The sequence below is a fragment of the Amycolatopsis sp. NPDC005003 genome, from assembly GCF_053600695.1.
On record NZ_JBSGAI010000001.1, the window covers coordinates 121,902 to 135,909 of the forward strand.

At 72.3% G+C, this 14,008-nt stretch carries 13 protein-coding genes; 7 read left to right on the forward strand and 6 right to left on the reverse strand.

From position 1 onward, the window contains the following. Complete coding sequence (locus ACWED2_RS00565) at nucleotides 1–357, forward strand: hypothetical protein (RefSeq protein WP_449688296.1); 357 nt, start codon at nucleotides 1–3, stop codon at nucleotides 355–357. A gap of 4 nt (nucleotides 358–361) precedes the next feature. On the opposite strand, the gene ACWED2_RS00570 is transcribed toward ACWED2_RS00565, so the two are convergent. Genes ACWED2_RS00570 through ACWED2_RS00580 form a run of 3 tightly spaced genes read right to left on the reverse strand, consistent with a single transcriptional unit; the run spans nucleotide 362 to nucleotide 4,084 of the window. Continuing rightward, entirely contained in the window at nucleotides 362–1,699 is a 1,338-nt protein-coding gene (locus tag ACWED2_RS00570; RefSeq protein ID WP_449688297.1) for a DUF2252 family protein, read from the reverse strand. Between the two features lie 34 nt (nucleotides 1,700–1,733). Then, complete coding sequence (locus ACWED2_RS00575) at nucleotides 1,734–2,798, reverse strand: DUF6801 domain-containing protein (RefSeq protein ID WP_449688298.1); 1,065 nt, start codon at nucleotides 2,796–2,798, stop codon at nucleotides 1,734–1,736. Nucleotides 2,799–2,857: 59 nt separating this feature from the next. Then, complete coding sequence (locus ACWED2_RS00580) at nucleotides 2,858–4,084, reverse strand: DUF6801 domain-containing protein (RefSeq protein ID WP_449688299.1); 1,227 nt, start codon at nucleotides 4,082–4,084, stop codon at nucleotides 2,858–2,860. 315 nt (nucleotides 4,085–4,399) lie between these two features. On the opposite strand from ACWED2_RS00580, the gene ACWED2_RS00585 reads away from it, so the two are divergent. Together ACWED2_RS00585 and ACWED2_RS00590 are read left to right on the forward strand one after the other, a co-directional pair. After that, nucleotides 4,400–4,972, forward strand: a complete 573-nt coding sequence (locus ACWED2_RS00585) for a hypothetical protein (protein WP_449688300.1) — start codon at nucleotides 4,400–4,402, stop codon at nucleotides 4,970–4,972. Beyond that, a complete protein-coding gene (locus ACWED2_RS00590; protein WP_449688301.1) occupies nucleotides 4,969–6,147 on the forward strand; it encodes a lipase family protein in 1,179 nt (392 codons plus the stop codon). The genes ACWED2_RS00585 and ACWED2_RS00590 overlap by 4 nt, the downstream gene beginning before the upstream one ends. On the opposite strand, the gene ACWED2_RS00595 is transcribed toward ACWED2_RS00590, so the two are convergent. Then, nucleotides 6,148–6,762 (reverse strand): hypothetical protein, encoded by a 615-nt coding sequence (locus tag ACWED2_RS00595; protein WP_449688302.1) that lies wholly within the window; start codon nucleotides 6,760–6,762, stop codon nucleotides 6,148–6,150. 38 nt (nucleotides 6,763–6,800) lie between these two features. Between ACWED2_RS00595 and ACWED2_RS00600 the strand changes: the two genes are divergently transcribed. After that, nucleotides 6,801–7,331: a GtrA family protein gene (locus ACWED2_RS00600; protein WP_449688303.1), complete on the forward strand. Its 531-nt coding sequence runs from the start codon at nucleotides 6,801–6,803 to the stop codon at nucleotides 7,329–7,331. Here the strand turns inward: ACWED2_RS00600 and ACWED2_RS00605 are convergent. Together ACWED2_RS00605 and ACWED2_RS00610 are read right to left on the reverse strand one after the other, a co-directional pair. Further along, nucleotides 7,221–7,928 (reverse strand): GNAT family N-acetyltransferase, encoded by a 708-nt coding sequence (locus ACWED2_RS00605; RefSeq protein ID WP_449688304.1) that lies wholly within the window; start codon nucleotides 7,926–7,928, stop codon nucleotides 7,221–7,223. The genes ACWED2_RS00600 and ACWED2_RS00605 overlap by 111 nt on opposite strands. Nucleotides 7,929–8,123: 195 nt before the next feature. Continuing rightward, nucleotides 8,124–9,305 (reverse strand): PucR family transcriptional regulator, encoded by a 1,182-nt coding sequence (locus tag ACWED2_RS00610; protein ID WP_449688305.1) that lies wholly within the window; start codon nucleotides 9,303–9,305, stop codon nucleotides 8,124–8,126. Nucleotides 9,306–9,515: 210 nt separating this feature from the next. Here ACWED2_RS00610 and ACWED2_RS00615 point away from each other — a divergent pair, with 210 nt between their 5' ends. The 3 genes from ACWED2_RS00615 to ACWED2_RS00625 all read left to right on the forward strand — a co-directional run bounded on the left by ACWED2_RS00615 (nucleotide 9,516) and on the right by ACWED2_RS00625 (nucleotide 14,008). Then, on the forward strand, nucleotides 9,516–10,715 hold the full coding sequence (locus ACWED2_RS00615) for a PucR family transcriptional regulator (RefSeq protein WP_449688306.1): 1,200 nt from the start codon (nucleotides 9,516–9,518) through the stop codon (nucleotides 10,713–10,715). Nucleotides 10,716–11,515: 800 nt separating this feature from the next. Next, the gene (locus tag ACWED2_RS00620; protein ID WP_449688307.1) at nucleotides 11,516–12,427 is read left to right on the forward strand and encodes an alpha/beta fold hydrolase; all 912 of its coding nucleotides are present in this window, start codon (nucleotides 11,516–11,518) and stop codon (nucleotides 12,425–12,427) included. Between the two features lie 216 nt (nucleotides 12,428–12,643). Then, nucleotides 12,644–14,008 (forward strand): helix-turn-helix domain-containing protein, encoded by a 1,365-nt coding sequence (locus tag ACWED2_RS00625; RefSeq protein WP_449688308.1) that lies wholly within the window; start codon nucleotides 12,644–12,646, stop codon nucleotides 14,006–14,008.

The window sequence follows — 14,008 nt, forward strand, 5'->3', positions numbered from 1 at the left end:
ATGGCCCAGTCCGCGGCGCTCGCCTGGTGGGGTGCGACGGCGTGCTGGTTCCTCGGGACGCTCGCCGGCCGCCTGACCGGCCGCCACACCGAACTCACCGGAGCCGTCCCGCTGCCGGTCGCCGTGCTGGTGTTCGCCGGCTGCGCCGGGCTCTTCGCGCTGCTCGTCCACGCCGCCCACCGCGGCCGGACGGGCGCCCGGCCGGCGCTCGCGGTCGTCGGTGGGCTCGGCGTGGTGAACCTCGCGGTGCAGCTCGTCGGGGACGTCGCCGCGCGCGACTTCGTGCACGGCGGGTGGTTCCTGGCCGCGCTGGTGCTCTCGGTGGCCGGGCTCCGGCTGATGTTCCGGTCCGGCTGAGCCGTCAGAAGAGCGGCCGTCCGCTGTTCTTCGCGGTGACGTAGGCCTGCCAGTCCCGGGTGACCTGGTCGGCGTAGCTCGTCGCGAAGGCCCGTGTCTCGGCCTGCAACCCGGAGACCGACGTGATCGCGCCGTCGATCGCCGCGTCCGCCGAGTAGGCGAGCCCGGTGCCGGGGATGTCCTGGTCGGCACGGGCGTGCGCGGCGGCCAGCAGGCGTCCGACGTCGCGGACGGTGTCGTCCCAGATGGCCGACGTCGTCAGGTCCCCGATCTTCAGGTCCTCGGCGAACGGCGACTTCTCCTTCACCAGCACCGGGGTGGTCCCGACGCTCGCCCAGCCGGCCAGCGGGTCCGACTGGTTGACCAGCCAGCGCAGGGCCGAGGCCGGACGCTGCCCGCCGGTGAGCGTGGTGGCGGCCGGCGCGAGCGGCTTCGGCGCCGGGTCGACCTCCTGCTTGAGCTCGAGGATCCGGTCGTCCGACGCCGCGGGCGTTTCGCCCTCGACGAGCACGTACCAGCGGAAGCGGCCGAGGCTGCCGGTGCCCGCGCCGGTCCGCCGCCGCACGTCCTTCACGGCGGCTTCGGCGGCCTTCAGCGGCTTGCCCGCGGTGGTGCGGTACGCCGCGATCGCGTCGACGAGCTGGGTGCGGGTCGCCGCGGACACCGTCTGCAGCTGCGGATCGCTCTTGAAGTGGCCGCCGGTGGTCCACTTCGCGAGCAGGTCGGCCCGCTTGTCCCCCGCGGCTTCGTCGATCAGGTCCCCGACGAGGCCGGAGGTGTTGCCCGACGTCAGCCGCCAGCTCGCCTCGTCGTCGGTGCCGTGGAACTTCGCGATCCACTGCGCGTACTCGGCGACGAACGTGTCGACGTCGGCCGCGATCCGGGTCGCGCTGCGGCCGCCGGCCCGGCCGGCGAGAACGATCGACACGGCTTCGCGGCGCAGCTCCCACGTCCACGACCCGCGCCAGGCGTCGTCGGTGTCGGTGAGCGCGAACTGCGCTTCGTCGTCGGCTCCGCGGTCGGCGCCGGTGTTCTCCAGGTGCGCGTCACCGGTCAGCCACACGTCACCGCCCGCGGTGGCGTACTGCGACGGCGGCAGTTCGCCCAGGTCGCGGTAGTAGAGCGGCGAAGTGCCGCGGAAGAACGTCCACGCGCTCGACGCCAGCGCCTGCGTCCGCAGCGTCAGCTCGTCGTCGGTCGCGCCGCCGTTGAGGACGTGCAACGCGTGGTCCCGGTCGTAGATGATCGAAACCGGGTCCCGGCTCAGGCCGGCCGCCTCCCCGGGCGCGGCGGTGGCGAGCAGTGCGGCAACGACCAGGATCCCCACAGCGGTTCGGCGCATTCCCCCACGTATACCCGTGGAAGGTGAGCGGCGGTCAGCGTGCGGTCAACGTCAGGGCGAACGTGTTCCCGGGCCCCTGGACCAGCGAACTCAGGTACCCGGTGAAGGCACCGCAGCCGGTCAGCGGCGGGATCGTGTACGTGCCGGTGACCGGGCCGCCGGTCGCCAGGGCGAAGCCGTCGCCGGTGCGCAGGTCGACCGGGACGGCCGCGCTCGCCCGGCAGCCCGCGTCGGCGACCGGCAGCCCGAAGAGCGTCACCTGTGGCAGGGCCAGCGCGAACGCCGAGTGCGCGACGAAGCCGGCACCGGTGAGCTCGCCGGTCTGCGGGCCGTCCGGGGTGAACTGCAGGTCCGCGCGACCGGGGACGAACCCGAAGGCCTTGAAGTCCGCGCTGGTCCGGTCGAACGCCGTCGCGAACTCCGGGCCGGCCGCGAGTGTGCCGGTGAGCGGCGAGGTCGCGGCCGGTGTCTTCAGTGCCGTCGACCCCGCCACGGCGTAGCGGTGCTGGGTCTGCGCACTGCCGAGGTCGAAGCTCAGCAGCACCGGGTCCTGGCCGGGGTCGAGCGTGCAGTCCGAGGTGAACGAGCCGAGCCCGGTGTACGAGCCGTCCGCCTTCTTCGGCGTCAGCCGGGTGCTGAAGTCCCCGATGGCGACTGTCGTTTTGCCCGCGTTCGGCAGCCGCACCGGCGGCACCGAGCCGGACGCCCGCGTGGTGAACGGCCCCGACGGCGGCACCGCGGTCTTCGCCACCGTGAGAGGCAGGGCGAGCGGCAGCGTCAGCGGGCCGTTGGTCAGCGTCACCCCTGCGGACGCCGTCCCTTCGATGCTCGCCGCGCCGACCAGGGCCAGGCCGCGGGCGGACTTGTCCGGCACGGTCACCGACACCGCGAGGTCGCCCGTCGTGAACGTGCCGCCCGGCGCGGACGGCACCTCGAACGACGCCTTGACCTCGACGTCCAGCTTCTGCAGCCCGATCAACGGGAACGGGCACGTGAAACCCAGCTCCCGGTCGACCGGGGTCGACGCCGAAGCGGGCGCGGCGACGGCCAGCGTGAGCACGCAGGCGGCGAGCAACGACCGGGCGATCCGCACGGGCATCCCTTTCTCGGACGTGGCACCGGCCCCCGCCGCGGCGCGGCGGGGGCCGGCAGTTCGGTTCACTTCTTGGTGAGGTTCAGGTCCAGCGAGTTGCCGTCGCTCTTGGCGAAGGCGCTGATGATGTCGTTGAACGAACCGCAGTTCTGCAACGCGGACAGCGAGTACGTGCCCGCCAGCTTGCCGCCCTTGAGCAGGTCGAAGCCGGGACCGGTGGTCATCTCGCTGGTCGACGGGCTGACCGTGCCGCACTTCGGGTCGGTGCTGATCGGGATGCCGAACAGGTTGACCGTGGTGAGGAACGTGTCGAACTTGATGTGCGCCTTGAAGCCGGTGCCCACCAGCTCACCGGTCTGCGGGCCGTTCTGCACGACCTTGACGTCCGAGCTGCCCTGCAGGAAGCCGAACAGCTTGAAGTCGGTGTGCGTCGGGTTCAGCTGCAGGGTGCCGGTGAACGTCTTGGCCGCCAGGTTGACGTCGGCGTCGAACGAGCCGCTGATCGGCGCGGTGCTGCCGAGCGACTTCAGCGCGGTCTGCCCGGTGATGCCGAAGGAGTACTTGATGCCCCCGCCCGGCGGGGTGGTGGGCGGGGTCGTCACCGGCGGCGTGGTCGTCGGCGGCGTGGTGACCGGCGGGGTCGTGGCAGGCGGGGTCGTGGTCCCGCCACCGCCGTTGATGGTGATCGTGGCGAGGGTGTTGTTCTGCCCGCTGTCCTGCGTGCAGGGCGCGTCGATCGTGCCGTCCGGCGTGATGCCGGTGACCGAGCCGTCGGCCTTGCGCGGGGTGACCTTGAGGTTCAGGTCGCCCACGGTGATCTTCGCCTGGCCGGCCTGGGTGAACGTCAGCGACGGCGTCTTGCCGGCGGCGTTGATGGTCATCTCGCCCGAAGCCGGGATGTTCGTCTTGTCCAGCGTGATCGGCACGCTGACCGGCAGGTTGAGGCTCGGCGCGGCGACGGTCGCGCTCGCGGTCGCGGTGCCTTCCAGGGTGGTGGCGCCGATCAGGCTGAGGCCGCTGACGGTGTCCGCGTTGATGGTGGACACGGCTTTGATGTCGAACGCGCCGGTCGGCTGGCCGGTGTTCACCGTGGTCGGCAGGTCGGTGTTGATCACCACCTTCAGCGACTGCGACCCCACCAGCGGGAAGGTGCAGTGGTAGTTCAGCGTCAGCGAGATCGGGTCGGCGGCGCTGGCCTGCGCCCCGACGACGAGCGCGGTGGCGATGAGCCCGGCCGCACCCGCGGCCGCGGCGGCCGCGACCGTCTTCTTCTTGCCTCTTGGGTGACTCACGATGGTCCTTCCGTGTATCAACAGTGATACGAAACGGCTCGCTATTCGAGAATCGCGACCTGACGTAAGCTAACGAGCACGACTGGCGGCAATCAAGGACTTTCGGCAAAAACCCCACACGGGCACCGCAAATTGTCACACCGGCACGCCACCCGGCTCGGGTTCCTAGCAGGCCGCGGAAGGTTTTCCCAGTACAGAAGCCCCGGCGAAGCGCTGACGCGCGTGACAAAATCGCGCCACGCAATGTTGACGCAGGTGCCAACCGGCCATTCTCTTCTTGCTCGCGCACAACCGCGCCGCGTAGCTTCGAAACCCATGAAAAGAATGCACAGCGGCGTGCTCGCAATGGCGGCGGCCGCCCTTCTGTCGTACGCCGCGTGCACTGCGTGCGCTTCGGACACCCCGCCCGACCCGGGACGGCACGCCGATCCCGCGGCGCTCGCCTGGGTCGACAAGGTGTGCACCGGCGTGGCCGCGGGCTCGGCGAAGCTCTCCCAGCCGCCCGCCGTCGACGACGCCGACCCGGCGAAAACCCGGGACGCCATGGTGGACTTCCTGGGCCGCCTCGGTTCCGCGCTCGAGGACATGGCAGGCGGCCTGCGCACGGCCGGTGTTCCGCCCGTCCCGGATGGACAGTCTGCTGTGGACAAAGCGGCGGGCAACCTGACCGAGACGCGGAACAAGCTGGCGGAGACGAAGACCCGGATGGAACGGGCGAAGGTGACCGATCAGCCCAGCCTGCGCCAGGTCATCTCCGAGGCCGACTCGACCATGGGGCAGCTGGCCGACCCCGAAGGCCCGATCAAGGACCTCAAGGCGAACCCCGAGCTGGACCTGGCCTTCAGCGAGTCCGCGACCTGCAAGCGCGTCTACGGGACCGGCGCGTGACCGCCCGCCGCGTGTTCGCCACGCTGGTGGCACTGGTCCTGACCACGGCTTTCGCGCCCGCGGCCGCCGCCGAACCCGCCCCTCCCGGCGACGCCTTCTACGTGCCACCGTCCCCGCTGCCGGCGGGCAAGCCGGGTGACGTGCTGCGGTGGCGGCCGTCGAAGGCGGGTCCGCGTTCGGCGTCGGTCGACGCGTGGCAGGTCATGTACCTGTCGACGAACGCGCTCGGGCAGCCCGACGCCGTCACCGGCACGGTGCTGGTGCCGAAGAGCGCCGACCGCGCCACGGCGCCGATCGTCGCGTTCGCCCCGGGGACGCACGGGCCCGCGTTCGCCTGCACGCCGTCGGCGATGATCGACATCGGCGCCTTCTACGAGCAGCCGGGCCTCGACGACCTGCTCGACGCGGGGTACGCGGTCGCCGTCCCCGACTACGAGGGGTACCAGCCGGAGCCGAAGACGACGTACGTCGTGGGCCGGTCCGAAGGCCCCGCGGTGATCGACGCGGTCCGCGCGGCGCAGCGGCTTCCCGCGGCCGGGCTGTCGACGTCGGCGAAGGTCGTCTTCCGCGGGTACTCGCAGGGCGGCGGCGCCGCGGCGTGGGCGGGTGAGCTGCAGCCGTCGTACGCGCCGGAACTGAACCTCGTCGGCGTCGCGGCCGGCGGGGTGCCGGCCGACCTGGTGCAGGTGACGCTGCAGCTCGACGGCAAGTTCGGCTTCGGCGTGTTCGCCTACGCGCTGCTGGGCCTCGACCAGGCGTACCCCGAGCTGCAGCTCGACTCGTTCCTCAGCGAAAACGGCCGCGCGAAGCTGGCGGCGATGAAGCAGAGCGCGTGCACGTTCGAGCTGCTCACGACGTACGCGAACCAGAAGATCGCGGACTACACGACCGGCCCGGGCTACATCAAGCCCGCGTGGGTGGCGCGGCTCAACGAGAACAAGCTCGGCGGGACCCCGCCGCGGGTGCCGGTGTTCCTCTACCACGCGACCGGCGACCAGCTGGTGCAGTTCGCGCAGGCCGACGGCCTGCACAAGACGTACTGCGCGGCCGGCGTCCAGGAGACGTGGAAGACCTACGACACCGACCACATCACGCTGGTCTACACCGGCAACGCCGACGTCCTGGCCTTCGTGAAGGACCGGATCGCCGGGAAGCCGGCGACGTCGAGCTGCTGATCAGCGGTTCCGGCCGCCGCGGGGGTGCTGCTGCCACGAGCTGATCATCGAGCTGACGTACTCGCGCCACTGGTCTTCCGGCGACAACGAAGTCGGGGTCGGCGTCGGCTCGGCCTGCGCGGGCTTGCGCCCCGCACCGGCCGGTGCGCTCGTGGTCTCGGCCGTGGTGTGCCGGACCTGCGCGGTGAGCGGCGGCGCGGAGGCGGAGGCGCTCATGGTCTCCACGGCTTCGCTGGAGCTCGGCGGCGGCACGACCGGGGCGGGCGCGCCGGGCGGCGGCACGGCCGTCCCGCCCACCTGGTGCGGCTGGAGCAGCACGACGGCGGCGAGCCCGAGCCCGACGGCCGCGCCCGCGGCGAGGACGTACGGCTTCGCGCGGCGGGTCCGGTCGGCGGGCGGCGCGTCCTGCGGGCGGGCGTCGCCTTCCGGTTCGCCGGCGGCCAGCTCGGCGTCGAGCACGGCCAGCGGATCGTGGACGGGTTCGGGCTCGGTGGCCGCGGCCTCTTCGGCGAGTTTCGCGTCGAGTTCGCCGCGGATCATCAGCGGCTTCGTCTGCGAAAGGTTCACCAGCTCGGCGACCGAGGGGAGTTCGCCCTCACCGCCTGTGCGTGCCATCGAAAACCTCCACCCGTTCGGCGTCACCCGGAGGAACCATGCCCGAGCCGCGAGAGCTGCTCCGCTTTGCCGTCGTCGGCCTGGCCGCGTACGGGGTCACCCTACTGGGCGACTACAGCCTGAAGCTCACCGTGTTCCGTGAGAAGCCGGTGACGGCCCTCGCGATCGCCACGGTCGCCTCGACGGCGTTCGCGTACCTGCTGTCCCGCCGCTGGTCGTTCGCGGGGCGGGGCGGGCTCGGCCGGGTCCGCGAGGCGACGCTGTTCTTCGCGGTCAACGCGGGCGCGGTGGCGGTGAACCTGGTGCCGGCGCTGGTGTCGCGGTACGCGCTGCACCTGTCGGTGCCGCACGTGGCCTACCTGACGCAGGAAATCGCGGACTTCGTCGCCGGGATGCTGCTGGGCACCCTGGCGGGCACGGCGTTCCGCTGGTTCGGGTACCGGCGGTGGGTGTTCCCGTCAGCGCCACCAGTTGGCGTCGCCGAGGGTGGCGAAGCCGAGCTTCTCGTAGAGCGGCCGCCCGGACCGCGAGGCGGTCAGCGTGACGGGCAGGTCGTCGAAGTGCCGTAGGACGGCGTGCATCAGCGCGCGCCCGACGCCCTTCGAGCGGTGCTCGGGCAGGGTGGTCACCCAGTAGACGCCGCCGACGCCGCCGTGGGCCATGGTGAGGCAGGCGCCCTGGGCACCTTTGCGGAAGAACGCGGTGGCCTGGCGGAGGAGTTCTTCCGGGAAGACGCTGCCGGCGCGGTACGGCTGGTACTCCTCGAGCGGAAAGCCGTGCACCACGAGGTCCTCGGCCGCTGCCAGCTCGGCGGCGGTTCCGATCCGCTCGACACCTTCGGCCGCCGGGACGGGACCCGGCTCGCGGGCCATCACGGGCAACTGCCCGGCGGTCATCCCGAGCCGGCTCAGATCGAGCACCCGGAACGGATCCTCGACGACGACCTGCCGCGTTTCCCGGCGCGCCCGGGCGAGCTCGGTCAGCTCGCCCACGGCGTCTTCGCCGGGGGCGGCGGTCCGCAGCATGATCCGGAACCGGCGCCCGTCGATGGCGGTGAAGGCGGGACGCTCGAGGACGTGGTCGCCGCGCGCCCGGGCCAGGGTGGCCCACATGGCGACAGCGTTGTCGGAGGCCTGCCGCAGGCGCTCGGTGAGCAATCCGGTCATGCCGGGCAGCTTAGAGCCGAACCGGCCCCCTGCCCCGGGCCAATCCAGCGCAAGTGGACCAGGCCATTCACCCAGCCCCCGCCAACCGACCGTCCAAGCACGCGAGTCGTCCGCCCAGGTACGCGAACCGACCCTCCAGGCACGCCAACCGCCCCCAGGTACGCGTGTCGTCCGCCCAGGTACGCGAGCCGGCCCTCAGCCGCGGTCCGGCAGCGTTCGCTCCGCCAGCAACGCCAGCTCCAGCCGCAACCGCTCGGCCGGGTCGTCCAGTTTCTCGCCGAACAGCTCGGCCAGCTTCTTGAGCCGGGCCCGGATCGTCTGCGGGTGCAGGTCGAGCAGCCTGCCCAGCTCCGGCGCGCTGCCGCGGGTCCGGACCAGCGCCAGCAGCGTCTCCGCCAGCTGCTCGCGGCGGCGTCCGGTCAACCCGGCCAGCGGCGCCAGCGTCGTCGAGGCCAGCTGGCCGACCAGGAACTCGTCCGCGAGCAGCAGCAACGTCGTCACGTGGTCGCGGCACCAGATCACCGGGCCCGGCGCGTCCAGCAACCCCCGTGCGGCCAGGTCGACCGCGCGGCGGGCGACGCGGAACGATTCCGGCGCCGCCGACGGCGGGACCAGCGGGCCGACCGCCGCCGTCCAGCCCGGGGGCAGGCCCGTCAGGCCGATCAGGTCCACGTCCGGGGCCGGGGTCAGCGCGGCAGGCGGGTCGCCGGCCGGGTCGGCAGGGACGTGCTCCGGCAGCAGGCCCGGCGGGAACTCCGGGGCACCCGGCAACGCGCGGAACGCCACCGCCGCGACCCGCTCGGGCACCGGCAGTCCCGTCGCCGCGATCAGACCGTCCACATCGTTGAACGTCTCGGCAGCCGGTGCGCGGCCGCCGAGCAACGCGCGCAGCAGGCGGCGGTGCCGTTCGCCGGTGCCGGACACGGCCGCCTCCGCGGCGCTGTACCCCTCGGCGACCGCCGCCATCGACGTCTCGACGTCGGCGAACATCCCTTCCGCGGCGCCGTACAGGACATCGGCGGACAGACCCGCTTCCCGTGCGATGTCGGCGATCCACCGCCAGGTGACCCGGCTCGACACACGCACGGCCGCCTGGACGGCTTCGCGGCTGAGGCCACTTTGGAACGCGTCGCGCCCGTGCCCGCGGAACTCGGCCAGCCGGTCGGCTTGCCACAGCGCGGGCGTGCCGACGCGGTCGACGTCCCGCTCGATCCCGCGCCGCGCCAGCTCGATCGCCCGCGCGCGGCCGGGGCCGTCGCCGAATCTCCCGGAATATTCCGGGATCTCGGCGGCGATCGCGTCGACGCAGGCCCGGGCGATCTCCGGGATCCGCGGGCGCACCGCGTCGCCGAGCTCGTGTGGCAGCCTGGACCACACAGAACTGTCCGAGGAAGCGGAACCACGCATGGGGAATTCAGTCCCTCCACTGGAATTGGCTCCTCGGAAATACTGACACGGAGCGTAGAACGCGCACCCGTCCGTGTCAAAAGGACGAGTCTGCGTCACCCTTTCCGGGAACCAGTCGTTGATTTTTCAGTGACACGTGTGTCGGATACGCTCGCCGGACACGCACTCGAAGGGGGATGGGTGGTCGAGTACCGCAGCTTTCGCTTGCTGGCTTCGCTGCCGCGCGCGCTCGGCGCGGGTCTGCGCCCGCACGTCGGGCACGCGGCGGCCTCGATGATCCAGGAGGTGCGGCGCACGGTGCCGGCCTACGGCCAGCCGCTGAAGGGCGTGTTCGGCAAGGTCCTGGTGAAGAGCGTCGAGTACGCGGTGCAGCACTGCGTCGACTCGATGGGCGAGCCCGCGCTGGGCCACGACCACTGGATCGAGTTCTACCGCGGCCGCGGCCGGATCGAGTTCACCGAAGGCCGCAACCTCGACGCGCTGCAGGACAGCGCCACGATCGGGGCCCGGGTGGCCTGGCGCGCGATGCACCCGGCGGTGGTCGCGGCGGGCGTCGACCCGGCCGTGATCTCGGTCGCCGCGGAGGCCATCTTCGCCTACGTCGACGAGCTGTGCGCCACCGCGATCGAGGGCTACCAGCAGGCGCAGGCCGAGGCCGAGGGCGCCGTCCCGGTCCGGCGGAGGCGGCTGCTGGAGCTGATCGCCGGCGCCCCGGAGGGTTCGGCGAGCAGCATCGCGGGCCTGGCGGGCGGGGCGGGCTGGCCGCTGCCGGAGACGGCGGCGATGGTGGCCCTCGAGCGCGGCCCGGACGCGGCGGACTTCCCGGCCGACCTGCTCGGCGACGGCGTCCTGGCCGACCTCGACGGCCCCGAGCCGTACCTGCTGACCCGCGACCCGGACGCCGACCTGGCCCCGCTGGCGGCCAAGCTCGACGGCTGGCGCGCGGCGGTCTCCCCGACGGTCCCGCTGGCCGACGCCCCGGCGGCCCTGCGCACGGCGCGGCGGGCCCTGCTGCTGTCCGGCCCGGACGTCCCCGGCCCGCTCATCTGGTGCCGCGACCACCTGGCGACGCTCTGGTTGCTCGCGGAGGACTTCCTCGCGGCTGAGCTGGCCCGGCAGAGCCTGGACCCGTTCGCGTCGCTGAGCGAGAAGCAGCGGGACAGGCTGAGCGAGACGCTGCTGGCCTGGCTGGAGACGCGCGGGGGCGCACCGGAGATCGCGCAGCGGCTGGGGGTGCACCCGCAGACGGTCCGCAATCGCTTGCGTCAGCTGGAGGAGCTGTTCGGGGATCGGTTGAAGGACGCTGACGACCGCTTGGGGATGCAGCTGGCATTGCGGGCGCAACGGCTGATGCGCGCGCACCGGCCGCCGGAGGGCTGAGACCCGGGCGCCCTAAGGCGGCCTTTGGTGCGCTACACGGAACCCAGGCCGCCTTCGGTGCCCTAGGCGCAACCAAGGCGGCCTTCGGTGCGCTACATGCAACCAAGGCCGCCGTCGATGCGCTCCACACGCAACCCAGGCCACCTTCGGTGCTCCACACGCAACCCAGGCCACCTTCGATGCCCTAACCGCAACCCAGGCCGCCTTTGGTGCGCCACACGCAACCAAGGCGGCCTCGGTGCTTGGAACGCACCCAAGGCCGCCGCGGGGGCGCTTGTGGACAACTCGGGCACGTGGCGGGCTTTGTGGACAACTCGGGGCGCGACCCGGGCGCGGGGCCGGAATTGTCGGTGGCCGCGAGTAACGTTGAAACCGGGGGTCCCCCAAGCGGCGGGGGCTTCAACGCGCCCGGAGAACCCGGGGTGGCGAGGCGGCGCGGCGAGGCCCGTGTCCCGCCGCGCACACCATGCGGTCCAGCGCGCGCACCGGCAGCGGCAGCACCCGGCGCCACGGGCGGCGGCCGGGCCACCTCCGCGGCAGCGCCTGGTGACCGAAATGGAAACTCGCGCGGCAGGACATCAGCGCGTCCGGTGCGTCATTGCGACCATGCCTCGGAGGATTGCCGGACACTTCGGGAATGTCGATACGCATTCCCGGTGACGCCGCGAAAACCCGCACGCGCCGCCGGCTTTCCGCAATCGGTTTTGTCACCCCCGTCCGTGATTCCCCGGCGGTGGCGTTCACCACATCCGCGGCAGCAGTCGGATGCCCTAATTTCCCCTTCGCGAGAAAGGGCACCGATGACCGTCAAGACCCTCACCCTGCACGGCCGCCGCATCCGGCTGCACGAGCACCTGCCTCCCTCGGGCGACGGCGACGAAGCGATCGTGCTGCTGCACGGGATCGCCGGCAGCGCCGAAACCTGGGCGCCCGTCCTGGCCCGGTGCGAAGGCCGCCGCGTGCTGGCGCCCGACCTGCCCGGCCACGGCGGATCCGAGGCACCCCGCGCCGACTACGGCCTCGGTGCCATGGCGAGCACCGTGCGGGACGTCCTCGCCGTGTCCGGCGTGCGGCACGCGACCGTCGTCGGGCACTCGCTCGGCGGGGGCATCGCCCTGCAGTTCGCCTACCAGTTCCCGGAAATGTGCGACCGCCTCGTGCTGGTGAGCAGCGCCGGCCTCGGGCCGGAGGTGAGCCCGGTGCTGCGGGCCGCCTCGCTGCCGGGCGCACCGGCCACAATGGCCCTCGCCGTCAACCGGGTGACGCTCGCGATCGCGCGGGCCGCGGCTCGGGCCGGACGTCGGCTCGGCGGGTCGTTGAAAACTGAAACACGGGAACTGGTCAGGCATTTCGCCTCGCTGGCCGATCCGGCGCGGCGCCGGGCGTTCCTGTTCATCGCCCGCAGCCTCATCGACCTGCGCGGCCAGCGCGCGAGCGCCGTCGACAAGCTCTACCTGGCCGAAGCCGTGCCGGTACTGCTGGTCTGGGGCGAGCGCGACCCGCTGATCCCGGTGGCACACGGACGCCGGACGGCCGCGGTGCTGCCGGATAGCCGCTTGACCGTACTGGAGAACGTGAAACACTTTCCGCACGTGGCCGACCCGGACCGGTTCTGCGCGCTGCTGAACGAGTTCCTCACGGAGACCGCGCCCGCGCGGCTGACCCTCGACGACATCGTCACGCGGCTGACAACCGGCGATCCGGCCCGCTGAAAAGTTGTCACGCGCGCACCATCCGAGCGTGCCGGAAGTGTCACGTCCTCCCGCGGCGCTCCACCCGTTCGGGTGTAGTCCGGACGGGTTACCGCAAAGTCAGCGGAGAACCCGTTGACAGTGCCGTTCGCGCGAAATTATGTTGCCTGAGCCACAAAAACCGGATCGGCGTGCCCGCCGACGAGGCCGATTTTGTTGCCAGCAAGGATAAAACACATGCCCGAGTTGGACACCGTGGACACCGGAGTCACCGTCCCCGCCCTGCGGGCCGGACGGCCGAACCCCGGCGAGCGCATCACCGGACCGGCCTACCGGCAGCAGTCCGTGTCGGCCGACCGGCCCCGGCCCGCCTACCCGCCCGCCCCGCGCACCCCGGTGGATCCCCGGCCCGGCCGCGCTTCCGGCGCGATCGGGCTGTGGGCGTCCCTGCCCCGCGAGCTGGCGATCCGCTTCAAACCGCGGGTCGACCCGCTCGCCCGCGCGATCCTGCAGGAGGTGCAGCGGGCGGTGCCCGAGTACCGCCGGCCGCTGGAAGGCGCGTTCGGGCACATCATCACGCAGGGTGTCCGGCAGTCGATCATCCAGTGCCTCGACAGTGTCGGCACCCCCGGTGCCGTGCCGCTCGAGACGTGGACGACCGTGTTCCGCAACCTCGGCAAGATCGAGTTCAACGAGGGCCGCAGCCTCGACTGCCTGCAGACGGCGTACCGGGTCGGCGGGCGGGTCGCGTGGCGGCACATCAGCGAGTTCGGGCAGGCCACCGGCGTCTCCGCGGACACGCTGTGCACCAGCGCCGAAGCCATCTTCGCCTACGTCGACGAGATCTCGGCGCTCTCGATCGAGGGCTACACGGCAGCGCAGACGCGCGCCGCGGGCACCCGCGCCCGCCGCCGCAGAAGGCTGCTGGAGCTGCTGCTCGCCGACCCGCCGTCCGCGCCGCAGACCATCACCGCGCAGGCCGCCACGGCGCAGTGGCCCCTGCCGGCCGAAGTGACCGTCGTGGCCCTCGAACCACGCGCCGACCAATACAGCCTGGCCGCGCCGGACCTGCACTCCGACGTCCTCGTGGACCTCGAGGGCAGCGAGCCGTGCCTGGTCACCGGCGACCCGGAGAAGCACCTGAAGAACCTCGCCGAGCGGCTGCCGGGCTGGCGCGCGGTGATCGGCCCGACCGTGCGCCTCACCGACGCGCCGCGCTCGCTGCTCTGGGCGCGCCGCACGCTGAAACTGCTCCAGCGCGGCGTGCTGCCGGACGCGCCGGTGACGCGCTGCACCGACCACCTGTCCACGCTGTGGCTGCTCGCCGACGAGTTCCTGGTCCGCGAGCTGTGCGCGCGCAGCCTGCAGCCGTTCAAGGACCTCACGCCGAAGCAGCGGGCGAGGCTCGGCGAGACGCTGCTGATCTGGCTGCAGTCCCGCGGCAGCGCGCCCGAAATCGCGAAGAAGCTCAAGGTGCACCCGCAGACCGTCCGGTACCGCATGCACCAGCTCATCGATCTGTTCGGCGACCGGCTGGACAACGCCGACGACCGGCTCGACATGGAAATCGCGCTGCGCGCGGAGGCACTTCTAGGATCTTGA